This is a genomic window from Chelativorans sp. ZYF759, from assembly GCF_012911015.1.
In the GTDB taxonomy this organism is placed as follows: Bacteria; Pseudomonadota; Alphaproteobacteria; order Rhizobiales; family Rhizobiaceae; genus ZYF759.
Genome location: NZ_WVVV01000020.1, coordinates 1 through 22,915, shown reverse-complemented (window position 1 = coordinate 22,915; position 22,915 = coordinate 1). Strand labels below are relative to the sequence as shown.

Genomic DNA, 22,915 nt, shown 5'->3' with positions numbered 1-22,915 from the left:
CGCTAACCATGATCAAGCACCGATACCGGACATGGTTAATCCGCAGCATGGTCATGGACCCGCGTCATCCGCCCGGAGCGTCGGTCCGCAATGCCTTCACCTCGTCGCGCAGCGCCCTGATCTCGGCAAGGATCAGTTCCTGCTCGCGGTGCATCGCGCCCCGTTCGGCGACGGCCGCCTCCTCGCTCTCCTCTTGCATCGCCGAGACAATGATACCGATGAAGAGATTGAGCACGGCGAAGGAGGTGGTCACGATGAAGGGGATGAAGAAAATCCACGCCCACGGATAGACATCCATTACCGGGCGCACGATGCCCATCGACCAGCTTTCGAGCGTCATGATCTGAAAGAGCGAGTAGGCTGAAGCGCCGATCGAGCCGAACCAGTCGGGGAACGAGGCGGCAAAGAGCTTGGTCGCCATCACCGCGAACACGTAGAAGACGAGCGACAGCAGAAGCACGACCGCCCCCATGCCCGGCACCGCGGCCATCAGCCCGCCGACGACACGCTTCAGCGACGGAACAACGGTGATGAGGCGCAGAACGCGCAGGATTCTCAGGGCGCGCAACACCGAAAGGTTTCCCGTGGCCGGAACCAGGGCGATCGACACCACCAGGAGATCGAAGATGCGCCAGGGATCGCGGAAGAACTCGGTCCGATAGACCGCGAAGCGCGCCAGCAATTCCAGCACGAATACCGCCAGGATGATCCGGTCGAGCGCGACGAGCAACGGGCCGAAGGCAGCCATCGCGTCGGCAGAGGTCTCAAGCCCCAAGGTGATGGCATTGATGACGATAAGGACCGTGATCGCCATTTCGAAACGACGCGATTCGATGAGCGACTTGAGTGCGGCCACGGCTTGTTCCCCGAACGATTCCAGTGGCCGCACAAGTGGGATGACGCGCTATTCCAGTCAAGCGGGAAGCTTCAATCGCAGGGCGCGGGACCGGTCAGCCGTTCCGCGTCAGGACTTGCGATGTCCGGGATGCAGGCTGGCGCCCAGAATATGCGCGCTCTTGCCGATCACGTCGCCGCCCGACCCGACGATCAGCGGGTCCACATGGCCGATGGCCTGCAGGTCCTTCCCGTCATAAGGCAGCGAGTTTAGGAAGTGGCGCATGCAGTTGAGGCGGGCCCTCTTCTTGTCGTTCGACTTGATGATCGTCCATGGGGCATCGGCGGTGTCGGTATAGAAGAACATCGCCTCCTTCGCCTCGGTATAATCGTCCCACTTGTCGAGCGACTGCCGGTCGATGGGCGAAAGCTTCCACTGTTTCAACGGCTCGTGCTCGCGGGACTGGAAACGGCGTATCTGCTCGTCCCGAGTGACCGAGAACCAGTATTTGAAAAGCATGATGCCGCTGCGCACGATCATGCGCTCGAGCTCAGGCGTCTGGCGCATGAATTCGAGATATTCGTTTGGCGTGCAGAAGCCCATCACGCGCTCGACGCCAGCGCGGTTGTACCAGGATCGGTCAAACAAGACCATTTCACCGGCCGCCGGCAGGTTCTCCACATAGCGTTGGAAGTACCATTGCGATCGTTCCCGGTCGGTCGGCTTGTCCAGTGCGACGACCCGCGCCCCACGCGGGTTGAGATGCTCGGTGAAGCGTTTGATGGTGCCGCCCTTGCCCGCAGCGTCGCGCCCTTCGAAGAGCATCACGATCTTGGCGCCGCTCGCCTTGACCCATTCCTGGAGCTTCAGCAACTCGACCTGCAATTCCGCCTTCTTCGCCTCGTAGGGGCGGCGTGCGACCTTGGTGCGGTAGGGATATTCACCCTGCTCGAAAAGGCGCCGGATTTCGTCCCGGTCATGGCGCAGTTCAGCAAGTCGGTGGGTTCCGGCGGGCGACGCGGCAGGCTCGGCAGCTGCCTTCTCCTCAAGAACTGCCACCAGAGGCTCGGCGGCCGCGCCGGCAGGTTCCTGCGGGCGGGAATTGCGGCTGGGACGCCTCGCCGCAAGGCGCCCCTCCCTGCTTGTGGCTGACTTGTCCTCCCCCATCAGCGTTCCCTCGTGCACCGACGTCCTCTGTCCAACCCTAACAGGCGAAGCCGGCTAAGAAATTGCGCAAGATCAATTGCGCCAGGTGTGTGTCCATGCACTCAGCCGGGCTTGCCCGAGCGCAACGCCCTCACTTCCTCGCGTAGCGCGCGGATTTCCGCCAGGATAACCTCCTGGTCGTGATGCACGGCCCCGCGCTCGGCCACCGCTGCCTCCGCGCTTTCTTCCTGCATGGCCGAGACGATGATGCCTATGAACAGGTTGAGGACCGCAAAGGACGTCGTCACGATGAAAGGAATGAAGAACACCCAGGCCCAGGGGTAGATTTCCATGACGGGGCGCACGATTCCCATCGACCAGCTTTCCAGGGTCATGATCTGAAACAGCGAATAGGCAGACGCGCCGAGTGATCCGAACCAGTCCGGGAAGGAGGCCGCGAAGAGCTTGGTCGCCATCACCGCAAACACGTAATAGACGAGCATGAGCAGCATGACGACCGATCCCATGCCCGGCAAGGCGGCGACAAGCCCACCGACCACCCGGCGCATGGAAGGCACCACGGTGATCAGCCGTAGGACCCGCAGAATGCGCAGCGCGCGCAGCACCGACAGGTTGCTGGTTGCGGCCACGAAAGCAACGGAGACCACCAGGAGGTCGAAGATGCGCCACGGGTCGCGGAAGAAATCAGTCCGGTAGACCGCAAAGCGGGCCAGAAGTTCCAGGACGAAGACACCCAGAATGAGCCTGTCGATGGCGATCAGCACCGGCCCAAAAGCGGACATGGCCTCGGCCGAGGTCTCCAACCCGAGCGTGATTGCGTTGATGACGATCAGTACGGTGATCACCATGTCGAAGCGGCGCGATTCGATGAGCGATTTGAGTGCGGCCATGGCCACTGTCCCCTGGCGTGATTGGATTCAAGGCAGAAGTGAGATGCGGCGGCCTGCCCGTCAAGCCGTGGCAGACGGGCCGCCTGACGCCGACGCGCGGTGGCCCCGGGCGTACCGCTGATCGCGGATATGCTCGAACTTGTTACACGATCACGGGCAGCGTGAATTGACAGCCCGGGGGGGCTGTGCAACTCGCCTGACGTGCCAGAATCCTCAGACTCGACGCGCTCCAGCGCCGTTCCCACGCGCAGACACGACTATCGCCCCGACATTGACGGGTTGCGTGCCGTGGCGGTGCTCAGTGTCGTGCTGTTTCATTTCGGCTGGCCGGGGTTCGGCGGCGGCTTCGTCGGCGTCGATGTCTTCTTCGTCATCAGCGGCTTCCTGATCACTCGGCTTATCGTGGAGGAACATGCCGCCACGGGAACGTTCCGGTTCGCCCCCTTCTATGGGCGGCGCATCCGCAGGCTCTTCCCGGCGCTCGCCTTCACGCTGCTGGCCAGTTCCATCGCCGCGATCCTGATTTTCTCCCCCGAACATCTGAAGCGCTTTGCACGCGAACTGATGACCGCGGTTCTGTCGGTATCCAACATCTTCTTTTATTCCGTGCAGGGCTATTTCGATGTCGGCAAGGAGTTCCAGGCACTCCTGCACACCTGGTCGCTCAGCGTGGAAGAACAGTTCTACCTGTTCTGGCCCCTGCTGCTGGTGTTCGTCCTGCTGCGCAGCCGGACGGTCCTGATCATGGGGCTGCTTGTGGTCGGCCTGTCCAGCCTCGCCATGGCAGAGCTGTGGGCAGACCGCGCCGCAGCGTTCTTCCTCACCCCCTTCCGTGCCTTCGAATTCGCCATCGGCGCCGCACTGGTATGGGCGGTACGCCTGCAGCCGGCTGATCGACGCTGGTTCGAACCCGTCTTCCTGATCGGCCTGGCCATGATCGTCGGCGCGGTCCACCTCTATTCCGAACACACGCATCTTCCCGGCCTCCTGATGCTGGTGCCGACGGTCGGTGCCGCCATGGTGATCTACGCGGGGCAAGCGCGTACGGCGCATCTGCTCCTTGCCAATTCTCTCGCGGTGGGCATCGGCAGGATCAGCTATTCGCTCTATCTCGTGCACTGGCCGCTGCTGATCTTCTACGGCTATACGATCGGACGGCCGCTGGTGACGGCCGACCGGCTGGGTCTGGTGGCGGTCTCGCTCATCCTGGCCGCCGCCATGTACCGTCTGGTCGAGCAGCCGTTCCGCTATCCCGCCGGTCGCAAGCGCGAAGAGCGCCGCTTCATGTCCGGCGTGGCGGCGACGGGCATTGTTTTCCTGATAATCGGAGGCACGGTGCTTGTTGGCGAGGGCTGGCAATGGCGGCTGCCACCCGAGACGGCGCGTCTCCAGGCGAGCGCTCACCGCCAGATCGAGCTTCAGGACGAATGTCAATTCCGCAGTTCGCAGGTGACCGAAGAGTTGCAGGAACGATTCGATGGCTGCTTCGAGCGGCATGGCAACGCCGTTCTCGTTTTCGGCGACAGCCACGCGGGGAACCTGTTCAATGCGCTGGCACATGCGGGCTCGCGGCTGCATGTCGTCGCGGTCCAGGCTGCAGGCTGCCGACCGAGCCATCCCGATCCGACCTGCTTCTATGACGAACTGGGCGAATTCGTTGCGGCCAACAGCGACAGGATCGACCTCCTCGTCTTCACCCAGAAGGGAAGCTATCTGCTGGAAGATTACGAGCGACTTCCCGTCGATCGAGACGGCATGGAGAGGATCATTTCCTATCTCGAGGAAATCGGCCGTCACGGCGTTCCCCTCCTGTGGGTCGGGCCGAAATCGGAACCACATTTCGAAGTCGACAAATTTGTCGCCGTCTCGCGAAAAAGAGACCGCCCTGACTATCTGCGAGACCGGCTCGTCGAAATCATCTCCGTCGATGAAACGATCAAAGATGTTCTCGAGCGACGCCAGGCTTCGTTTGAGTATCTGTCCCGGATCGACCTGCTGGGCCCGATGCGGCGTTCGCAATTCGTGATCGACGGCGAGTATACCTATGCCGACACCGACCACTGGTCAGCCAAGGGCGAAGAGGTCTTCGGGGCGCTGCTGATCGAGAGAAGCGAGAGGCTGCGGCGCTTCTTCGGATCGCGGCATGAAACACCGGTCGCCGACCGTCAACCGTAACATCCCCGTTTCGAGGGCCTCGTCAGGCGCTTGACAAACGGTCCTCCCTCAATGGACTAATGATGCCGGCGCGGGCGTAGTTCAGAGGTAGAACGCAAGCTTCCCAAGCTTGATGTCGTGGGTTCGATTCCCATCGCCCGCTCCAGCTTCTCTTTGTAGGATCGGCGGTATTGTTGTGGGCTCTGCGAAGGCGGAACGCCTGGCGGACTCTGGCGCTTGACCCGCGCGGGCAGGACCCTCTCTCGCCATTGATGCGGCACATGAGTCCGGGACGGATCGGGGCGGCGATCGCGCCGAGCCGGGTGAGCTCGAGCCGTCCCTTCTCGCAAAATTCACTCACGCCGATGCCAACCGGATTTGCGGCCGCAGTTCCCAGCTTGACAACGGACCCTGCCTGTCTAATCATCTGATTAAATCAATTGACCAACGAACGCAGGGAGGAGGCGGTCGTGGCTCAGGCACAAGCTGCCGTCTCCGAACGGCAGGACACCCAGCAGCTCATTCTCGATGCGGCGGAAGCCGTCTTCGCCAATAGCGGCTTCGATGGTGCAACCACCCGTGCCATCGCCGAAGCGGCCGGCGTCAACTCGGCGCTCATCCACTATTATTTCCGCAGCAAGGAGCGCCTCTTCGAGGCGGTGTTCGCACGCCGGTCCGGTGCCATCAACGACCGACGCCGGCGTCTGAAGGACGCGCTCTTCGCAAACGATGGAGCACCGGAACTCGAAGACCTGCTCGACGCCTTCCTGCGTCCCACCATCGAGCTCGGGCGCGACGAGGAGCATGGCGGCCACAATTACACGCGCCTCCTCGTCCATGTCGCGACCGGCACGGATGAACGCTCGCGGCGCATGACGGGCCAACAATACGACGCCATCGCCATCGAATTCGTCGACGCCATCCTCAAGATCGTGCCGGGCCTAACCCGCGAACGGGCGGTCTGGGGCTATCTGCAGGGCGTTTCGGTGGGCGTGATCCTGATGGCGCGCACCGGCCGCGCAGCCGACCTGTCCGATGGGGAGTGCCAGGACGATGATGTCGAGGAGGTGATCGCACGGGCGCGCGCCTTCATCGCCGCAGGCATCCGCGCGCTGGCCGATCCGTCAAGAATAACAACCAAACCGATCTGAAGGAGGAAACCACCCAATGAGACATGTCCTGAAGTCAACCCTGCTCGCATCGACGCTTCTCGCTGGCGCCACGATTTCGGCCAAAGCGGAGACGCTCAACCTGACCGTGGTGAACGGCCATCCGCCGATCTTCCTCTGGGTGAAGCATCTGAGCGAGACCTTCATCCCGACCGTCAACGCGGCACTGGAAGGCACCGACTATTCGGTCGACTGGACCGAGGCCTATGGCGGCACGCTGGCTTCGGTCGGCGGCGAACTGGAAGCCATCGAGGATGGGCTGGCGGAAATCGGGGGCGTACCGACGGTCTTCGAGCCGACCAACCTGCCGCTGCAGAACGTCACCTACTTCACGCCCTTCGGCTCGCCGGATCCGAACCTCATTCTGGAGGTCATCGACAATTTGCATGCCGAGATCCCCGGCATGGCGGAAAGCTGGCATGCCTATGACGTCGAGTATCTCGGCGGCGGCTTTGCGCTCGACAACTACCTGCTGATGACGAACTTCCCGGTCAACTCCATCGACGACCTCGAAGGCCGGCGCATCGCAGCGCCCGGACCGGCGGTAAACTGGCTGGAGGGCACCGGCGCGGTTGGTGTCGCCGGCAATCTGACCACCTACTACAACGATATCCAGACAGGCGTCTTCGACGGGGTGATCGTGTTTCCGACTGCGGCGGCCCCGGCCCGCCTGCAGGAGGTGGCGCCGCACATCACCATCACCAATTTTGGCGCGCAATATGCCGGTTCGATCGTCGCCAACAAAAGCTGGTTCGACGCGCAATCCGAGACCGTTCAGGACGCAATGCGGGAAGGCGCGCGCGCCTTCTCTGCCGCCTATCTGGAAGAGCAGGCGCAGCGTATTGAAGCCTCGATGAACGCACTTGCCGAAGGCGGCGGCCAGGTGAACGAACTGTCGGACGAGGAACGCGCGCGCTGGGCCAATGCCTTGCCGAACGTTGCCAATGCCTGGGCGGAAGATGCCGATGGCCGCGGCCTGCCGGGCTCCGAGGTGCTCGACGCCTATATCGCCGCGCTGAAGGCCGCCGGTGTCGACCTGCCGCGCGACTGGTCGGATCGCTGATCGCCAGCCGATTTCCCGCCCGCTCCGGTCGATCCGGGGCGGGCGCCAACACCAACGGATTGCAGACAGCATGATTTCGCCCAGCGAACACGAGACGGGATACCGTCCGCTCGACATCGCCGCAGGCCTGCTCGAACGGGTGACCGCTTTCGCCAGTACAATCGGTACAGTCGGCATTCTGGCGATCATGTTGCTGATCTCGACCGATGTGATTGGCCGCTTCGGATTCGGGCGTCCGATTGCCGGGGTGCCTGAGATGGTCGCCATGTCGATCCTGGCGATCGTCTTCCTGCAGATCGCCAACACGTTGGCGCGTGGCAAGCTGACCCGTTCTGACGCGCTTCTCGGTTATCTGCGCAGTCGCTACCGCCGGACTTCCGACCTCATCGACGCGCTGATGCACGCCGCCGGCGCCGTCCTGGTCGGTATCCTGATCACCGCCTTCTACCCGCTGTTCCTGCGCAGCTATGGACGTGGCGAGACGGTGGGCACAGTCGGTCAGTTCATCGCGCCGATCTGGCCGGTCCATTTGGTCGTGCTTGTCGGCTCCAGCCTGCTCTTTCTTGTTTTCCTGCAGCGCACGGTCTCGCTGCTTGTGCTGGCAGCCAGCAGGGATGCGGAGACCGGCCAATGAGCGGCATCGAGATCGGGCTTGCCTCGCTGGCGGCCATCCTCGTCCTCATCTATACCGGCATGCATGTCGCGATCGCGCTGGCGCTGGTCAGCTTTGTCGGCATCTGGCTTCTGCGCGACAATCCCGAACAGGCCGCGCGCATCCTGTCGCTAGCCGCCCGCGAAAGCATCTCCAGCTATCTCTTCGGCGTCGTGCCACTCTTCGTGCTCATGGGCCTCGTCGTCAGTCGCGCCGATATCGGGCGCGATACGTTCGATGTCGCCAACCGCGCCTTCCGCCGCATCCGGGGAGGCCTGGGCATGGCCACGGTCGGCGCCAATTCGATCTTCGCTGCCATCACAGGGATTTCGATCGCGTCGGCCGCCGTCTTCTCGAAGGTGGCCGTCCCGGAGATGGTGCGCATAGGCTATTCGCGCCGCTTTGCCGCCGGCATCGTGGCTGGCAGTTCGATCCTCGGCATGATGATCCCGCCCAGCCTGCTGCTGATCCTCTACGGCATCATCGCGGAACAGTCGGTGGGGCGTCTGTTCATAGCCGGCATCGGGCCGGGCATCCTGCTCTCGGTCGCCTTCTGCGTCGGCATCTGGGTCATGCTGCGCTTCTTTGCGGGCTTCACCGGCACGCCGCAGCCCGTCGAGGAACGGAAGATGAGCGCCGGCGCAGCAGCGCGCGACACCGCCTCCAAGCTTCTGCCCATCGTCGCGCTGGTCGTGCTGGTGCTGGGTGGCATCTATGGCGGCGTTTTCACGCCGACCGAGGCGGGTGCCATCGGCGCACTCGGCGCCATCGTCATCGCCATCGCCAAGCGCCGCTTCGGGCCGCGCGCCCTGTGGGGCGTGACGCTGGAGACCGGCCACATCACCGCCGCCATCTGCTTCCTGATCATCGCCGCCACCATGTACAGCCGCTTTCTGGCCCTGTCGGGCCTACCCGTCTTCATGACGCAGTGGATCATCGGCATGGATGTCGGCGTCTACGGCTTCCTGCTCTTCTACATCGCCATCCTGATCCTGCTCGGCACCATCCTGGATTCATCCTCCATCATGCTGATCACCCTGCCGCTCGTCCTGCCGGTCGCGGCGGCGCTCCAGATGGATCTGATCTGGTTCGGCATCATCACCGTGCTGGCCGTGGAGATCGGGCTGCTGACGCCGCCGCTCGGCCTGTCGGTCTATGTCATCAAGGGCGCGCTCGACGACCGTTCGATCAGCCTCAATGACGTTTTCGCGGGCGCGGCCCCCTTCGCGCTCATCATGCTTCTCGCCCTCATCCTCATCGTCGCCTTCCCCTGGATCGCGACGGGACTGCTCTGACCGAAACGAGGAATTTCAGATGCGCATTGTCGACCTGTCCGTGCCGCTCGAATCCGGAATCGCTTCCGACCCGCCCGGTTTCGAGCCCAAGATCACCTATCTCGACCACAAATCGACGGCGCATCAGGTCCTAAGCTTCTTTCCCGGCATGAAGCCGGAGGAGCTTCCCGGCAGCGAGGGCTGGGCGATCGAGAAGCTGGAGATCATTACCCATAACGGCACCCATCTGGACGCGCCCTATCACCACCATTCCACGATGGATGGCGGCAAGCGGGCCATCACCATCGACGAGGTGCCGCTCGAATGGTGCTTCCAGCCCGGCGTGAAGCTCGACTTCCGCCATTTCGACGACGGCTATCTCGTCACGGCCAAGGACATCGAGGACGAGCTGGCGCGCATCGGGCATGAGCTGAAACCGCTGGAAATCGTCGTCGTCAATACGGCGGCGGGTGCCGCCTACGGCCAGCCCGACTATCTCAACAAGGGCTGCGGCATGGGTCGCGAGGCGACACTGTGGCTGCTCGAGCGCGGCGTGCGCATCACCGGCACCGACGGCTGGAGCTGGGATGCGCCGTTTTCATTCACCAGCAAGCGCTACGCCGAGACGGGCGACGGCTCGATCGTCTGGGAGGGCCACCGCGCCAGCATGGATATCGGCTACTGCCACATGGAGAAGCTGACCAATCTGGATCAATTGCCGCCCACGGGATTCAGGATCTCCTGCTTCCCCTTCAAGATCCGGGCAGCCTCGGCGGGCTTCATCCGCGCCGTCGCCATTTTCGAAGACTGACAATCAAGAACAAGGAGGCCAGCCATGGCTAAGGAAGCGCGCAAGGTCATCATCACATGCGCCGTCACGGGCGGCATCCACACGCCCACAATGTCCGAGGGGCTGCCGGTCACGCCCTCCGAGATCGCCGAACAGGCGGTCGACGCCGCCAAGGCGGGCGCCTCGATCCTGCATCTGCATGCGCGCGACCCCAATGACGGGCGACCCTCCCCCGACCCGGAAGTCTTCATGCAGTTCCTGCCCATCATCAAGCAGCAGACGGATGCGGTGGTGAACATCACCACGGGCGGCGGGCTCGGCATGACGCTTGAGCAGCGCCTCGCGGCGGCTCTGCGCGCGTCGCCGGAGATGTGCTCGCTCAACATGGGCTCGATCAATTTCGGCATCTTCCCGATGGCGGCCAAATACAAGGAGTGGAAATACGAGTGGGAGAAACCCTTCCTGCTCGCCTCCGACGACTTCATCTTCCGCAACACGTTCAAGGACATCGAATATGTGATCCGGGAGCTCGGCGAAGGCCACGGCACGCGCTTCGAATATGAATGCTACGATGTCGGCCATCTCTACAATCTGGCCCATTTCGTCGACCGGGGCCTCGTCAAGCCGCCCTTCCTGATCCAGACCATCTTCGGCATCCTGGGCGGCATCGGCGCCGATCCCGACAATGTCGCCTTCATGCGCAACACCGCCGATAAGCTGTTCGGCCGGGACAGCTACCAATGGTCGGTGCTGGCGGCAGGCCGTCACCAGATGCCGACGCTCACCCAGGCTCTCGTGCTTGGCGGCAATGTGCGCGTCGGGCTGGAAGACAGTCTCTATATCGGCCCCGGCAAGCTGGCGACCAGCAATGCCGAGCAGGTCGCCAAGATCCGCACCATCATCGAATCGCTCGATCTCGAGGTGGCGTCGCCCGCCGAGGCCCGCGAGATGCTGGCGCTGAAGGGCGGCGACAGGGTCGCGTTCTGAGGAGAGCGACAATGGCCAATTCCATTGACGGCTTCACCGTCACCCGGGCCGACATTTCCTATGTCGGCCAGGACCTGCAACGACCCGAGTGTATCCTCGCCGAACCGGACGGCTCGCTCTGGTCGGCGGATGCGCGGGGCGGCGTCGTGCATATCCGACCCGACGGCAGCCAGAAACTGGTTGCCCAAGCGCTCGCCACCACGTTCGGCGCGACGCAGGACGAGGCGGAACGCTTCACCAAAGGAACGCTTCCCAACGGGCTCGCCTTCGATGCTGACGGGTCGATCCTGATCTCCAATTTCGGCACCGATCGGCTGGAGCGCATGAGCCGCACCGGCGAGACGACGGTGATGCTCGACACGATCGACGGTTCGCCGATCGGCAAGGTCAATTTCGTCCTGCGCGATTCCAAAGGCCGCATCTGGCTCACAATCTCCACCCGCATCGTCAACTGGATGGAGGCGATCAGCCCGAAGATCGCCGACGGCTACGTGGCGGTCATCGACGAGAGAGGGCCGAGGATCGTCGCCGACGGGTTCCGCTTCACCAACGAGATCCGTTTCGATGCCAGGGAAGAGTGGCTCTATGTGGTGGAGACCACGGGACGATGCATCACGCGCCTGAGGATCGACGAAAAGGGCGAGTCGGTCGCACGCGAAATCTTCGGGCCGTCCGACACGGGCGGCTTCATCGACGGCATCGCCTTCGACGCCCATGGCAATCTGTGGGGCACGCATGTGATGTCGGACCGTATCTTCGCCATCACGCCGCAGGGTGATTTCCGCGTGATCCTCGATGACGACAATCCGGTTCCTTCCCGCGCGCTCTACGAAGCCTTCGAGCGCGACGAGGCGACGCCCGACCTGATGCTGGCCTGCGGGGGCGAGATCGCGCCGTGGTTTGCTTCCGTGACCTTTGGCGGGCCGGATCTCAGGACCGTCTATATCGGCTCGCTGCGCGGCACGAAGATTCCGTGTTTCCGCAGCCCCGTCGCCGGGCTGCCGATGGCTCATTGGCCTGCGTGAGGCAGGGCGTTTCTCCCGGGATTTTTGCGCTCGGTCAAAGACGGTCGCCGCCAATCCGCACAATCTTGAGCGCGACCATCGAAGCGAGGGAGACGGAAATGGGCATTTTTTCACGACTGGCAAATCACCTGGACCGCCGCAGCGATCTGATGGGCGGGATGATGGAGCGGCTCGGCGTCGATCCGGGCGCCTTCGACACGCTGGCACGTGGCCAGCAACTCGGCAACGCGGCCCGCGCATGCGCAATGTGCTCCCATGGCGATGAATGCGCCGGCTGGCAGGAAGCCCATGCCGATGGCGCCGAGAAGGCGCCCGATTTCTGTCCCAACGCAGCGCTCTGGTCGGCCACACGAGGCGGCTAGCCGCATCGGTCCTGCGGTCGCTCTCGACGCCGCTTCGACAGATCGTCGAAACGGCATGACCGTGGGGAACTCCGCGGCCTCATCGCGCGTTGAGCGGGGGACAGGAGACATCCCATGCACGACACGCAATTCGATCAGCCGGTCCGCCTGCGCCAAGGCGAGCAGTTTGAACTCGTCAAGGACGCGCTGCAGGCCTCGCGGCTCTTGCAGCGTTCCTGGCCGGCCACGCGCGGAAAATGGTATCACGCGGCCACCCGCGCCTGCGCCCGTGCAAGTGAGGGAAAGACCATGCCGCATGTCGCGCGGTCGGTCTTCGAAAAAGCTGCCCAGGAATCGCGATTGATCTGAGCGGGTCAGTCCGCTTCTGGCAACGCCGTTTCCAGCGCCTTCCTTGCCATGGGATGGTCACTGCCCAAGGCATTCTCGACGGAGATCTGCCGACCGTCTTTCGACAGGAAGACGAGCGAAACCGTTTCCTTTCCCGTGCCCAGTCGGACCGCTGCGCAGCGCTGGTAATCCGGGTCGTCATACATCTTTTCGTCAAACAGCAACGTGCCCCGCGCCTCTTCGAGCGCCTCGGCCAAGGCTGCGGAAAAGCTCCTGCGCATCAGGTCGACGCTGCGCAAAGCAAGGTCGAACATCACGAATTCCAGTTGGCTGGAAGGGTCTTTCATCGGCACATCTTTCCTTTGCCGGCGCGGCCTTTCGAATCGCTTCCCCGCCTTCATTGGTTAGATGGCGCACGAATGAGACCGAAGCTTGTGCCAAGCGCCCGGACCGGCGAAACTGTGCTGAGCCAGGAAGGTTCCAGCAGGGAGGCACAGCTGACCCCATCGCCGACAGACAGAGCGGCCGATTTCTGCGACCGATACGGTCTGCAGCGACCGATCCTGATGGCGCCCATGGCCGGCGCCTGCCCGCCTGCTCTTGCGGCTGCCACAGCCAATGCCGGCGGCATGGGCGCGTGCGGGGCGTTGCTCTTCGAGCCCGACCAGATCAAGGATTGGGCAGAGAGTTTTCGCGCACGATCCAACGGCGCCTTCCAGATGAACCTCTGGATACCCGACCCGCCGCCCCTGCGCGACGCAGCCGGCGAAGCGGCCGTCCGCCGGTTCCTGTCCGGCTGGGAAGCCGAGCCAGCGCCCGGCGCCGAAGACCAGCCGATGCCCGATTTCGAAGCCCAGTGCCGGGCGATGATTGCCAGCCGGCCGCAGGTCGTTTCTTCCATCATGGGTCTCTATCCACCGGCATTCGTCGTCGAGATGAAACGGGCCGGCATCGCCTGGTTCGCGACGGCGACCACCGTGGGGGAAGCGATCGAGGCCGAGGCGGCCGGCGCCGACGCCATCATCGCGCAGGGAATGGAAGCCGGGGGGCATCGCGGCGCCTTCGCGGCAGGCGATGCCGAAACCAATCTGGTCGGCTCAATGGCGCTTATCCCGGCCGTGGCCGATGCGGTCGACCTTCCTGTCATTGCCGCCGGCGGCATTGCGGACGGGCGGGCGGTTGCGGCGGCGCTGATCCTGGGCGCCTCGGCAGTCATGATCGGAACGGCCCTGCTGCGATCACCCGAAGCCGAGATCGCACCCGCATGGGCGGATGCGCTGTCAAAGGCACGGCCCGAGCACACACTGGCCACGCGCGCCTTTTCCGGCCGCCTCGGACGCAGCCTGAGAACGGCCTTTGCAGAAGCCTGGCGAGACGAGGGTGCGCCGACCCCCGCGCCCTACCCCATTCAGCGTAACCTCACCGGCGCATTGCGCAGCCGCGGATTGAGGGAAAACGATATCGATCGCATCCAGGCCTGGGCCGGCCAGGCGGCCTCGCGGGCACCATGTCGCCCTGCGGGCGAAATCGTCATTGAATTATGGGACGAGGCGAAACGGCTGCTGCCTGCGGCGGGGTGACCGCTACGTCCGATTCAGCGAGCCTTGCGGCGCTCGTTGGCGGGCTGGTAGGCAAGCCGCGAGTGATAGCTGCAATAGGGTCCGCATTCCCCCACATCCACACCGCAGAAGGCGAAATCGTCATGCATCGGATCGCCGATCGGCCATTTGCAGGTGCGCTCGCCCAGTTCCACCAGCTTCAGCTTCAGCGGGATCGGGATGACGACATTGTCCTGCGGACGCGCCCTGGCCTGAACGTCCGGCTCGGCGTCGAAGCGGGCCTGCAACGCGGTCGCGCCGACCGTCGTGGTGACCGGGCGCTGCGTGCGCGCGGCGGGACGCGGTCCGGTATTCGTCGCGGTCTTTTTCGGGCGTGGCGTGGACGCCGAGTTTCGCCCGCGGCCCGACAGCTTCAGGCGATGCACCTTGCCGATCACGGCATTCCGGCTGACACCACCAAGCTGCGTCGCGATCTGGCTGGCGCTCAACCCCTCCGCCCAGAGCTTCTTGAGAAGTTCGACGCGCTCGTCGGTCCAGTTCATGTGGCCAGGCTCCTGTTGTTGCCTGCGGAATCCGAATCCACCGCCGCCCGACCCAGTCGGGTGACACCACATCTACGGTGATGGAAGGTTTTGCCGCACCAAATATAGTCTGTAGGTTGCGAAACTACCTTATCGGCTGACTCCGTGACAAGAGTCGGGGCGGCAAGGCGAATCGCTTTTTTCGTTTTTCCCCAGCTTGGAGTTCGCGCGCTGTCAATTGCCGGGCAATCTGTGCCAAAGCCGGAACGTTGACTTGATCCGACAAACGCAGGATATACGGTGTTTACGCCGCCGCCGAGGCGGCGTTTTGGTTTTAGGCGGTTATTTGGCCGCCTCAGCGGATGACGGAGACGAAGATGAGCGGTTCGGCGCTATATGAATCCTTCGCGCGCGCGCCCCTCGCATTCGAGCGGGGTGAGGGCTCCTGGCTTCTGACGGCTTCGGGCGAGCGATATCTCGACTTCGCAGCCGGCATCGCGGTGAATTCACTCGGACATTGCCATCCCCATCTCGTGGCCGCCTTGACCGAGCAGGCCGGCAAGCTCTGGCATGTCTCCAACCTCTATGAGATTCCGGGACAGCGCCGCCTGGGCGAACGGCTGGTGGCAAACACCTTCGCCGACCGGGTGTTCTTCACCAATTCGGGTGCGGAGGCGCTGGAATGCGCCATCAAGACGGCGCGTCGCTACCATTACGCGAAAGGCAACCCGAAGCGCTTCCGGATCGTGACCTTCGAGGGCGCGTTCCACGGGCGTACGCTGGCCACCATCGCAGCCGGTGGCCAGGCGAAATATCTCGAGGGTTTCGGTCCCAAGGTCGACGGCTTCGACCAGGTACCCTTCGACGACTGGGACGCCCTGATGGCCTGCGTCAGCGACGCGACCGCCGCGATCCTGATCGAGCCCGTCCAGGGTGAAGGCGGCATCCGCCCGGTGCCCGCCGCATTCCTGCAGAAGCTGCGCGCGCTGTGCGACGAGCGCGACATGCTGCTGATCTACGACGAGGTGCAGTCCGGCATTGGTCGGACCGGTCGGCTGTTTGCCCATGAATGGTCGGGTGCAGCACCCGACATCATGGCGATCGCCAAGGGCATCGGCGGCGGATTTCCGATGGGCGCGTGCCTGTCGACCGAAGCAGCGGCCGAGGCGATGACGCCCGGCACCCACGGCACGACCTTCGGCGGCAATCCGCTGGCCATGGCGGTCGGCAACGCCGTGCTCGACATCGTGCTGGAAGACGGGTTCCTCGACGAGGTCACCCGCAAGTCGCTTTTGCTGAAGCAAGGACTTGCTTCCATCGTCGACGAGTTCCCGGATGTGTTCGAGGATGTCCGCGGCGCGGGCCTGATGCTTGGCCTGAAGTGCCGGCAGCCGAACGGGGTCGTCAACACGGCGCTGCGCGACGCCCGTCTCCTGGCCGTGCCGGCGGGCGAGAACGTGGTGCGCCTGCTGCCGCCGCTGACGGTGACCGACGAGGATATCAGGGCGGCGCTGGACAAGCTGCGCGAAGGCGCCGCAAGCCTGGCAATGCCGGCGACCGGCACCAACGGTTAGGACGAGACATATGCTGAACGGCACCCGCCACTTCACCGATCTTTCCCTGACCGATGCCGCTGACCTGCGCGCCATGCTGGACGGCGCCATCGGCCGAAAGGAGAGGCTGAAGGCCGGAGAACGCGACCGCCCCCTCGATGGCAAGGTGCTGGCGATGATCTTCGACAAGCCGTCGACGCGCACGCGCGTCTCGTTCGATGTCGGCATGCGCCAGCTCGGCGGCGAGACGCTGATGCTGACCGGCACCGAGATGCAGCTCGGCCGATCCGAGACCATCGCCGACACGGCACGCGTGCTGTCGCGCTATGTCGACATCATCATGATGCGCACCACCTCGCACGATCGCCTCAGGGAGATGACGGAAAACGCGACGGTGCCGGTCATCAACGGGCTGACCGACGACACCCATCCCTGCCAGATCATGGCCGACCTCATGACCTACGAGGAGCATCGCGGGTCCGTGCGCGACCGGCTCTTCGCCTGGACGGGTGACGGCAACAACGTGCTGCACTCGCTGGTCGAAGCTTCCGCGCGCTTCTCCTTCCGCCTCAACATCGCGGTGCCGGAAGGCAGCGAACCCGCGTCGGACTACGTCGAATGGGCGCGAACGCGCGGCGGGCGCGTCGAGTTCAAGGCGTCGGCCGAAGAGGCCGTCACCGGGGCCGACTGCGTGGTCACCGACACCTGGGTCTCGATGGGGCAGGAACACCGCGCGCGCGGTCACAACGTCTTCCTGCCGTACCAGGTCAACGAGGAACTGATGGCAAAGGCGGCGCCCGACGCGCTCTTCATGCATTGCCTGCCCGCCCATCGCGGCGAGGAGGTGACGGATGCGGTGATAGACGGCCCGCATTCGGTGGTCTTCGACGAGGCGGAGAACCGCCTGCATGCGCAGAAGGCGATCCTCTTGTGGTGCATGGGGCACGATCCGCGCGGTTGATCGTGCCGACCCAAGGCACTATCTGACGCCTTCATGCGGCCCGGAAGAGCCGCACAACAGGCGGGCTGCGGCAGCGGCTTCTCGTTTCATATCGTGAGGTAGGTACAGTGCCCGAAGCGGACAGGAAGCTGGGCGAGTTCGGTTTCGCCGGCGACGATCATGTCGTGCCGTTCCAGGTCGAAGCGCTCGATGCGCGCGGCCGGGTGGTGCAACTCGGCCCGGTGGTCGACCAGATCCTCGAACGCCACGACTATCCCGAACCCGTCGCCCGGCTGCTGGCCGAGGCGATGGCGCTGACGGTCATACTGGGCACCTCGCTGAAATTCGAGGGCAAGTTCATCCTGCAGACCCGTTCCGACGGGCCGGTGGACATGCTGGTGGCCGATTTCGCGACGCCGCATTCGCTGCGGGCCTATGCGAGCTTCGATCCGGACCGCGTCGCCGAGGCGACTGCCGCCGGCAAGGACGCGCCGCCGGATCTGCTGGGCAAGGGCGTGCTGGCGCTGACGGTCGATCAGGGCCGCCACATGCAGCGCTACCAAGGCATCGTCGAGTTGAACGGCATCTCGCTGGAAGACGCCGCCCGCACCTATTTCCGACAGTCGGAGCAATTGCCGACCGAGGTGAGGCTGGCGGTCGCCCGCCAGATGGTGCCGGGAGACGGCGCGCGCCTGCACTGGCGTGCCGGCGGCCTGGTCGCCCAGTTCCTGCCCGACGCACCGGAGCGCATGCGCCTGCCGGACCTGCCGGGCGGCGATGGCGACGACCAGATGGAAATGCGGACCGACCCGACCGACGATGCATGGCACGAAGTGCGGGCGCTGCTCGAGACGATCGAGGCGGACGAACTGCTCGATCCCACGGTGGGGGCGGAAAGGCTCCTGTTCCGGTTGTTCCACGAGCGCGGGGTGCGCGTGTTCGAAGGCACGCCGGTGCGCGACGACTGCTCGTGTTCGCGCGAGCGCATCAAGTCGATCCTCGACGGCTTCACGCAAGAAGAAATCGCCGAGAGCATCGAGGATGGCCGGATCAAGGTGTCGTGCGAATTCTGCTCGACGGAATATGTCTTCGATCCCGCCGACTTCCCGTCCGCCTCGCAGGGCAACGGCCACGCCTGAGCTCCGGGCCGGACAGATTGCCGCCACAGGCATTAAACTTGCCGTTGAGGGTTCCTAAAGGAACCGCGATCATGTTTAAGGAAGATTGCGGCAGGGGGCATGCTGCCGGGTCAGAATATGCGTTTTCGCCTTTCCATCGTCATCCTTCTGGTGATCGCCTTTGGCTACGGCTTTGCCGAGCTGGTCGAGCGTTCCGACGCGCGGCCGGGTACGGAGCGGGGGGCCGATCCCTGTGAGGACTGGTCCAACCCGCATTGCCAGGGCCAGCCCGGCAATTTCTAAGCCGGGCCGCCCGCGCGTCCGGCCTAGAGAGCCAGCTTCGTCCACGCCCCGTTCTTCTTCGAGGAACGCACGCAGGCATCGACGAAGGCGACCCCCTCCAGCCCGTCGCGCACGGTGGGAAACACGACCTCCTTGCCGACCTTGCCGCCCTTTTTTCGCATCGCGCGGATGGCGCGCGCGGCCTCGGCATAGATGTTGGCAAAGCCCTCCAGATAGCCTTCCGGATGGCCGGGCGGGATGCGGCTGACACGCGCGGCGGCTTCGCCGGCGCCTGCCCCGCCCCTTGTGATCAGGCGTTTCGGCTCGCCGAAGGGCGTGTACCAGAGATGGTTGGGCTGCTCCTGCGACCATTCGAGCCCGCCCTTGGTGCCGTAGACGCGGAGTGCCAGGGCGTTCTCGTTGCCGGGCGCGACCTGGCTGGCCCACAGCATGCCCTTGGCCGGCCGTGCTTTGCCGTTTGCCTTGAAGCGCAGGAGAACATGGGCGTTGTCGTCGACCAGGCGGCCATCGACGAAGGCATCGAGATCGGCGGCGAGCGCATCGAGTTCCAGCCCGGTCACGAAGCGGGCGAGGTTGTAGGCATGGGTGCCGATGTCGCCGGTCGCCCCACCGGCGCCCGAGCGCTTGGGGTCGGTGCGCCATTCGGCCTGCTTGGAGCCGGTCGCCTCGGCCTTCTCGGTGAGCCAGTCCTGCGGGTATTCCACATGGACGACGCGGAGGTCGCCCAGCACCCCGCCGGCCACCATCTCGCGCGCCTGGCGCACCATCGGATAGCCGGTGTAATTGTGGGTGAGCACGAAGAGGCTGGCCGAGGATTCCGCCAGTTGCACCAGCTTCTTCGCCTCGGCGAGCGTCGAGGTCAGCGGCTTGTCGCAGATGACGTGGATGCCGGCTTGAAGGAACGCCTTGGCGGGTGCGAAATGCATGTGGTTGGGCGTGACGATGGCGACGGCCTCGATGCCGTCGTCGCGCGCCGCCTCGACCTTCGCCATCTCGGCAAACGAGCCGTAGGACCGCGCCGGGTCGAGGCCGAGTTCGGCCGCCGATGCCTTTGCTCGCTCGGGATCGGACGACAGGGCGCCGGCGACGAGGGAAAACTCGCCGTCGAGGCGGGACGCGATGCGGTGGACGCCGCCGATGAAGGCGCCCTGCCCGCCGCCGACCATGCCGAGCCGGATGGGGCCGTTGCCGCCCGATGATTTCGATGCGCTGACCATGTTCTCCTCCCCTCCCCGTCTATTTCAGGCCGAGCATGGCGCGGATCTGCGCGCGGTCGACGGCGCCGCCGGCGAAATCGTCAAAAGCCTGCTCGGTGACCTGGATGATGTGATGCTGGATGAAGGGCGCGCCTTCGGCCGCCCCCTGCTCGGGGTGTTTCAGGCAGCATTCCCATTCCAGCACCGCCCAGGAATCGTAGCCGTATTCGGCGAGCTTGGAGAAGATGCCGGAGAAATCGACCTGCCCGTCGCCCAGCGACCGGAAGCGGCCGGCGCGGTCCACCCAGCCCTGATAGCCCGAATAGACGCCCTGGCGACCGGTCGGATTGAACTCGGCATCCTTCACGTGGAAGGCGGAAATGCGCTCGTGATAGATGTCGATGAAGGCCAGATAATCGAGCTGCTGCAGGAGGAAATGGGACGGATCGTAATTGATCGTGCAGCGCTTGTGGCCCTTCAGCCGGTCCAGGAACATCTCGAAGGTGGCGCCGTCGAAAAGGTCTTCGCCGGGATGGATCTCGTAGCCGACATCGACGCCGACCTCGTCATAGGCGTCGAGGATCGGTTTCCAGCGTTTGGCCAGCTCGTCGAAGGCCTCCTCGATGAGGCCGGCCGGGCGCTGCGGCCAGGGATAGAGATAGGGGAAGGCGAGCGAGCCGGAAAAGGAGACCGAGACATCGAGGCCGAGATGGCGCGAGGCCTTTGCCGCGGCCAGCATCTGCGCGACGGCCCATTCCTGGCGGGCCTTCGGATTGCCATGCACCTTCTCCGGCGCGAACCCGTCGAACTGGCTGTCATAGGCGGGGTGGACGGCGACCAGCTGGCCCTGGAGATGGGTCGAGAGCTCGGTGATCTCGACGCCGGCATCGGCGCAGATGCCCTTGACCTCGTCGCAATAATCCTTCGAGCCGGCGGCCTTTTCGAGATCGAAGAGGCGGGCATCCCAGGTGGGGACCTGCACCCCCTTGTAGCCGTGGCCGGCGGCCCATTTCGCAATCTCGGAAAGCGAGTTGAAGGGCGCGGCGTCGCCCGCGAACTGGGCCAGGAAAATGGCCGGGCCCTTGATGTTGGTCGCCATGGTTTGTCCTCCCTAATCGATTTAAGGCGGCCAGACTATGCCGGGATGGCGGGCGATTGCAACCAGAGGGATAGGTGATCACCTCCCACTTGATGGGGGAGGTCGCGACGCAGTCGCGGGAGGGGGTGAGCGGCGGTGAGGTCACCCCACCCCGCGTCGATAGCCTCCACTTCGTTCCGGCCATCGCCACGACCCTCCCCATCAAGGGGAGGGTGAGGGGGCGCCCTCCCCCCATCACGACGTGTCGGGGCTTTCGAGCGCGTGGAGGGCGAGGGAATGGGCATGGGCGAGGATCTCGTCGATCTCGCGGACATTCGGGGGATGGGCAGGATGCGGCGCGGGGCGGCGGGGTGGCGGGCGCCTGCGGCCGCGCGGGCGGCCTGCCATCTTGCGAAACGCCTTGCCTGGCCGGGAAGATCGTCGAGCGCCGCGGCAAGGGCTGCGAGGCGCTGGGTCAGGCGCGTCGCACTCACGAGATCGTCGGAAGAGGGCGGCGGCGGAAGGGGTGCGGGTTCGGTGAGGCCGGGCACGAAAATGCGCGGGGCGGCGTGCGGGGGGATTGTGGGGCGGCGCCGGTCGTGGAGGGCGAGGCGGCGCGGTGGGTCGAAGAGCGGGAGGGCCGGGATGCGGGGTTGGGTGGGTTCGCCGCGTTCGTCGGCGCCCGGTGCAAGCGCCCCCTCCCCCACGCTTTGCGTGGTCCCCCTCCCCCGCTTCGCAGGGGAGGATATGCCGTCGCGGCCGTCTCGGGTCATCATGACAGCAATGCCGAAGCGGCGGAGGAGCGGTTCCATCGTGGCGGGTTTTGGCTGGCGCAGGCGGGGCGGCGGGACGGTGAGGCCACGCGATGCCGCGATGATCAGCCGTCGCGCGGCGGATTCGGCGGGGCGCAGAAGGGCGAGGATGGCGCGCCAGAGGATGCGGGGGAGGGTGGGGCCCTCTACCTCCCCCTTGTGGGGAGGTCGGCGCGAAGCGCCGGGTGGGGGTTGCGACCCTGAGGACACCCCCTCCCGCGACTGCGTCGCGACCTCCCCCATCAAGGGGGAGGTAAGAGGCGCAACATCGGCCAGCCCGGCCATCTCGACCAGCATCGCGACAATGCGGATGAGTGCTGCCCGGTTTGCCTCGATTGCCGCAGTTCCATCCATCGCCGCCTCCGTTGGTTGGGCGGGGGGAGTATGGGGGAGGGGGAAAGGGGKGTGGATAGAAAGGGGGGATTTGAGTGATGATAGTCAAAGTCACTGCGAAGCGGTTCACGAACCCTCAGTGCGCATTCTTCAGATAAGGCAGCCACACAATGATCGCTCGGGCGGTAGCCGCCGCAGCCACCAGAACCGCACATTGGGAGAAAAGCGAGAGTCTGAACCTTGCGGCCTAGTTTATCCCTGCCTGCCTACTCCCATATCAGTTCGAAGCCCCTGGCAAATCGCAAGTGACTCCGTCCTAGAGATCTGCAGTTCCTCAGGCAGACTCTCAACCTCCCTGAAGGCGATTAGAAGTCGCTCAACAAAAAGTGTCCGAAATCCTTCATTCACTGGCTCGTCGCGCGTTTCCAATCTTCTCACGAAAAGATCCTCCTTCTGGAAAGACGCCGATTCGTAATCTAATCCTGTGAGCTAGCTATTGACAACCAATTAACGGACATTTGAATCAGAGATTCACAGAATGGGGAACGCGGCAGTTGGCACAAAGTGAACCAGAGCTAATTATCGGCCTCGTAGGTCCAATTGGTGTAGACCTCGACCTTGTCATCAAGCACCTGAAAAACGCGCTTATGACGGTGAACTGTAACCCTTCGGCGTAGGACGCCTTGTGCGGTTGGAAGGCGGCCAAGAGATTGTGCGTATGGATATGCATACTCACACTCACACTCACGAAGTGTCCCGGCTGGAGGTCGTCGACACTGGTCGCCGCCGTCGATGGACGGATGAAGC

At 64.3% G+C, this 22,915-nt stretch carries 23 protein-coding genes and 1 tRNA gene; 16 read left to right on the top strand and 8 right to left on the bottom strand.

Annotated elements, in window-relative coordinates:
* Window positions 1–64: 64 nt before the first annotated feature.
* From GRZ55_RS21120 to GRZ55_RS21110, 3 genes are all read right to left on the bottom strand, one after another.
* Window positions 65–856 (bottom strand): ion transporter, encoded by a 792-nt coding sequence (locus tag GRZ55_RS21120; RefSeq protein WP_169288933.1) that lies wholly within the window; start codon window positions 854–856, stop codon window positions 65–67.
* 108 nt (window positions 857–964) lie between these two features.
* Window positions 965–2,002, bottom strand: coding sequence for a polyphosphate kinase 2 (gene ppk2 / locus GRZ55_RS21115; protein ID WP_169288932.1), 1,038 nt, complete (start codon window positions 2,000–2,002; stop codon window positions 965–967).
* 101 nt (window positions 2,003–2,103) lie between these two features.
* Window positions 2,104–2,892, bottom strand: a complete 789-nt coding sequence (locus GRZ55_RS21110; protein WP_169288931.1) for an ion transporter — start codon at window positions 2,890–2,892, stop codon at window positions 2,104–2,106.
* Window positions 2,893–3,093: 201 nt separating this feature from the next.
* Between GRZ55_RS21110 and GRZ55_RS21105 the strand changes: the two genes are divergently transcribed.
* The 11 genes from GRZ55_RS21105 to GRZ55_RS21055 all read left to right on the top strand — a co-directional run bounded on the left by GRZ55_RS21105 (window position 3,094) and on the right by GRZ55_RS21055 (window position 12,716).
* Entirely contained in the window at window positions 3,094–5,067 is a 1,974-nt protein-coding gene (locus tag GRZ55_RS21105) for an acyltransferase family protein (protein ID WP_169288930.1), read from the top strand.
* 70 nt (window positions 5,068–5,137) lie between these two features.
* Window positions 5,138–5,212: transfer RNA gene (locus tag GRZ55_RS21100), tRNA-Gly, on the top strand.
* A 304-nt stretch (window positions 5,213–5,516) separates the two neighbouring features.
* Window positions 5,517–6,197 carry a TetR/AcrR family transcriptional regulator gene (locus GRZ55_RS21095; protein ID WP_368856659.1) on the top strand — a complete coding sequence of 227 codons (681 nt, stop codon included), beginning with the start codon at window positions 5,517–5,519 and terminating at the stop codon, window positions 6,195–6,197.
* A gap of 16 nt (window positions 6,198–6,213) precedes the next feature.
* Window positions 6,214–7,278 (top strand): C4-dicarboxylate TRAP transporter substrate-binding protein, encoded by a 1,065-nt coding sequence (locus tag GRZ55_RS21090; protein ID WP_169288929.1) that lies wholly within the window; start codon window positions 6,214–6,216, stop codon window positions 7,276–7,278.
* A 70-nt stretch (window positions 7,279–7,348) separates the two neighbouring features.
* Entirely contained in the window at window positions 7,349–7,912 is a 564-nt protein-coding gene (locus GRZ55_RS21085; RefSeq protein ID WP_169288928.1) for a TRAP transporter small permease subunit, read from the top strand.
* Window positions 7,909–9,225 carry a TRAP transporter large permease gene (locus GRZ55_RS21080; RefSeq protein WP_169288927.1) on the top strand — a complete coding sequence of 439 codons (1,317 nt, stop codon included), beginning with the start codon at window positions 7,909–7,911 and terminating at the stop codon, window positions 9,223–9,225. The genes GRZ55_RS21085 and GRZ55_RS21080 overlap by 4 nt, the downstream gene beginning before the upstream one ends.
* A gap of 19 nt (window positions 9,226–9,244) precedes the next feature.
* Window positions 9,245–10,015, top strand: a complete 771-nt coding sequence (locus tag GRZ55_RS21075) for a cyclase family protein (protein ID WP_169288926.1) — start codon at window positions 9,245–9,247, stop codon at window positions 10,013–10,015.
* A 24-nt stretch (window positions 10,016–10,039) separates the two neighbouring features.
* Complete coding sequence (locus GRZ55_RS21070) at window positions 10,040–10,981, top strand: 3-keto-5-aminohexanoate cleavage protein (RefSeq protein WP_169288925.1); 942 nt, start codon at window positions 10,040–10,042, stop codon at window positions 10,979–10,981.
* A gap of 11 nt (window positions 10,982–10,992) precedes the next feature.
* Window positions 10,993–12,006, top strand: a complete 1,014-nt coding sequence (locus GRZ55_RS21065) for an SMP-30/gluconolactonase/LRE family protein (RefSeq protein ID WP_169288924.1) — start codon at window positions 10,993–10,995, stop codon at window positions 12,004–12,006.
* A 98-nt stretch (window positions 12,007–12,104) separates the two neighbouring features.
* Window positions 12,105–12,368, top strand: a complete 264-nt coding sequence (locus GRZ55_RS21060; protein WP_169288923.1) for a DUF6455 family protein — start codon at window positions 12,105–12,107, stop codon at window positions 12,366–12,368.
* 114 nt (window positions 12,369–12,482) lie between these two features.
* The gene (locus GRZ55_RS21055) at window positions 12,483–12,716 is read left to right on the top strand and encodes a DUF982 domain-containing protein (protein WP_169288922.1); all 234 of its coding nucleotides are present in this window, start codon (window positions 12,483–12,485) and stop codon (window positions 12,714–12,716) included.
* Window positions 12,717–12,721: 5 nt separating this feature from the next.
* Here the strand turns inward: GRZ55_RS21055 and GRZ55_RS21050 are convergent, their stop codons facing one another.
* Complete coding sequence (locus GRZ55_RS21050; RefSeq protein ID WP_169288921.1) at window positions 12,722–13,096, bottom strand: hypothetical protein; 375 nt, start codon at window positions 13,094–13,096, stop codon at window positions 12,722–12,724.
* Between the two features lie 18 nt (window positions 13,097–13,114).
* On the opposite strand from GRZ55_RS21050, the gene GRZ55_RS21045 reads away from it, so the two are divergent.
* Window positions 13,115–14,275, top strand: coding sequence for a nitronate monooxygenase family protein (locus GRZ55_RS21045; RefSeq protein WP_169288920.1), 1,161 nt, complete (start codon window positions 13,115–13,117; stop codon window positions 14,273–14,275).
* Between the two features lie 14 nt (window positions 14,276–14,289).
* Here GRZ55_RS21045 and GRZ55_RS21040 read toward each other — a convergent pair whose 3' ends face one another.
* Complete coding sequence (locus GRZ55_RS21040; RefSeq protein ID WP_169288919.1) at window positions 14,290–14,796, bottom strand: GcrA family cell cycle regulator; 507 nt, start codon at window positions 14,794–14,796, stop codon at window positions 14,290–14,292.
* 356 nt (window positions 14,797–15,152) lie between these two features.
* On the opposite strand from GRZ55_RS21040, the gene GRZ55_RS21035 reads away from it, so the two are divergent.
* From GRZ55_RS21035 to GRZ55_RS21020, 4 genes are all read left to right on the top strand, one after another.
* A complete protein-coding gene (locus tag GRZ55_RS21035) occupies window positions 15,153–16,349 on the top strand; it encodes an aspartate aminotransferase family protein (RefSeq protein WP_169288918.1) in 1,197 nt (398 codons plus the stop codon).
* A gap of 10 nt (window positions 16,350–16,359) precedes the next feature.
* Complete coding sequence (gene argF, locus GRZ55_RS21030) at window positions 16,360–17,289, top strand: ornithine carbamoyltransferase (protein ID WP_169288917.1); 930 nt, start codon at window positions 16,360–16,362, stop codon at window positions 17,287–17,289.
* Between the two features lie 107 nt (window positions 17,290–17,396).
* Window positions 17,397–18,407, top strand: coding sequence for an Hsp33 family molecular chaperone (locus GRZ55_RS21025; protein WP_169288916.1), 1,011 nt, complete (start codon window positions 17,397–17,399; stop codon window positions 18,405–18,407).
* Between the two features lie 117 nt (window positions 18,408–18,524).
* The gene (locus GRZ55_RS21020; protein WP_169288915.1) at window positions 18,525–18,689 is read left to right on the top strand and encodes a hypothetical protein; all 165 of its coding nucleotides are present in this window, start codon (window positions 18,525–18,527) and stop codon (window positions 18,687–18,689) included.
* 23 nt (window positions 18,690–18,712) lie between these two features.
* Here the strand turns inward: GRZ55_RS21020 and GRZ55_RS21015 are convergent, their stop codons facing one another.
* From GRZ55_RS21015 to GRZ55_RS21005, 3 genes are all read right to left on the bottom strand, one after another.
* Window positions 18,713–19,906: a Gfo/Idh/MocA family protein gene (locus GRZ55_RS21015; protein WP_169288914.1), complete on the bottom strand. Its 1,194-nt coding sequence runs from the start codon at window positions 19,904–19,906 to the stop codon at window positions 18,713–18,715.
* 19 nt (window positions 19,907–19,925) lie between these two features.
* On the bottom strand, window positions 19,926–20,984 hold the full coding sequence (locus GRZ55_RS21010; RefSeq protein ID WP_169288913.1) for a sugar phosphate isomerase/epimerase: 1,059 nt from the start codon (window positions 20,982–20,984) through the stop codon (window positions 19,926–19,928).
* Window positions 20,985–21,218: 234 nt separating this feature from the next.
* A complete protein-coding gene (locus tag GRZ55_RS21005; protein ID WP_169288912.1) occupies window positions 21,219–21,371 on the bottom strand; it encodes a hypothetical protein in 153 nt (50 codons plus the stop codon).
* Window positions 21,372–22,915: the final 1,544 nt, after the last annotated feature.

What these genes read in the sequence shown, in the direction of transcription:
- GRZ55_RS21015 (WP_169288914.1), bottom strand. Translation starts at nt 19,906, where the DNA reads ATGGTCAGCGCATCGAAATCATCGGGCGGCAACGGCCCCATCCGGCTC.
- argF (WP_169288917.1), top strand. Translation starts at nt 16,360, where the DNA reads ATGCTGAACGGCACCCGCCACTTCACCGATCTTTCCCTGACCGATGCC.
- GRZ55_RS21080 (WP_169288927.1), top strand. Translation starts at nt 7,909, where the DNA reads ATGAGCGGCATCGAGATCGGGCTTGCCTCGCTGGCGGCCATCCTCGTC.
- GRZ55_RS21020 (WP_169288915.1), top strand. Translation starts at nt 18,525, where the DNA reads ATGCGTTTTCGCCTTTCCATCGTCATCCTTCTGGTGATCGCCTTTGGC.
- GRZ55_RS21070 (WP_169288925.1), top strand. Translation starts at nt 10,040, where the DNA reads ATGGCTAAGGAAGCGCGCAAGGTCATCATCACATGCGCCGTCACGGGC.
- GRZ55_RS21045 (WP_169288920.1), top strand. Translation starts at nt 13,115, where the DNA reads ATGAGACCGAAGCTTGTGCCAAGCGCCCGGACCGGCGAAACTGTGCTG.
- GRZ55_RS21010 (WP_169288913.1), bottom strand. Translation starts at nt 20,984, where the DNA reads ATGGCGACCAACATCAAGGGCCCGGCCATTTTCCTGGCCCAGTTCGCG.
- GRZ55_RS21040 (WP_169288919.1), bottom strand. Translation starts at nt 14,796, where the DNA reads ATGAACTGGACCGACGAGCGCGTCGAACTTCTCAAGAAGCTCTGGGCG.
- GRZ55_RS21050 (WP_169288921.1), bottom strand. Translation starts at nt 13,096, where the DNA reads ATGAAGGCGGGGAAGCGATTCGAAAGGCCGCGCCGGCAAAGGAAAGAT.
- GRZ55_RS21090 (WP_169288929.1), top strand. Translation starts at nt 6,214, where the DNA reads ATGAGACATGTCCTGAAGTCAACCCTGCTCGCATCGACGCTTCTCGCT.
- GRZ55_RS21110 (WP_169288931.1), bottom strand. Translation starts at nt 2,892, where the DNA reads ATGGCCGCACTCAAATCGCTCATCGAATCGCGCCGCTTCGACATGGTG.
- GRZ55_RS21060 (WP_169288923.1), top strand. Translation starts at nt 12,105, where the DNA reads ATGGGCATTTTTTCACGACTGGCAAATCACCTGGACCGCCGCAGCGAT.
- GRZ55_RS21005 (WP_169288912.1), bottom strand. Translation starts at nt 21,371, where the DNA reads ATGGCAGGCCGCCCGCGCGGCCGCAGGCGCCCGCCACCCCGCCGCCCC.
- GRZ55_RS21075 (WP_169288926.1), top strand. Translation starts at nt 9,245, where the DNA reads ATGCGCATTGTCGACCTGTCCGTGCCGCTCGAATCCGGAATCGCTTCC.
- GRZ55_RS21085 (WP_169288928.1), top strand. Translation starts at nt 7,349, where the DNA reads ATGATTTCGCCCAGCGAACACGAGACGGGATACCGTCCGCTCGACATC.
- GRZ55_RS21035 (WP_169288918.1), top strand. Translation starts at nt 15,153, where the DNA reads ATGAGCGGTTCGGCGCTATATGAATCCTTCGCGCGCGCGCCCCTCGCA.
- GRZ55_RS21055 (WP_169288922.1), top strand. Translation starts at nt 12,483, where the DNA reads ATGCACGACACGCAATTCGATCAGCCGGTCCGCCTGCGCCAAGGCGAG.
- GRZ55_RS21065 (WP_169288924.1), top strand. Translation starts at nt 10,993, where the DNA reads ATGGCCAATTCCATTGACGGCTTCACCGTCACCCGGGCCGACATTTCC.
- ppk2 (WP_169288932.1), bottom strand. Translation starts at nt 2,002, where the DNA reads ATGGGGGAGGACAAGTCAGCCACAAGCAGGGAGGGGCGCCTTGCGGCG.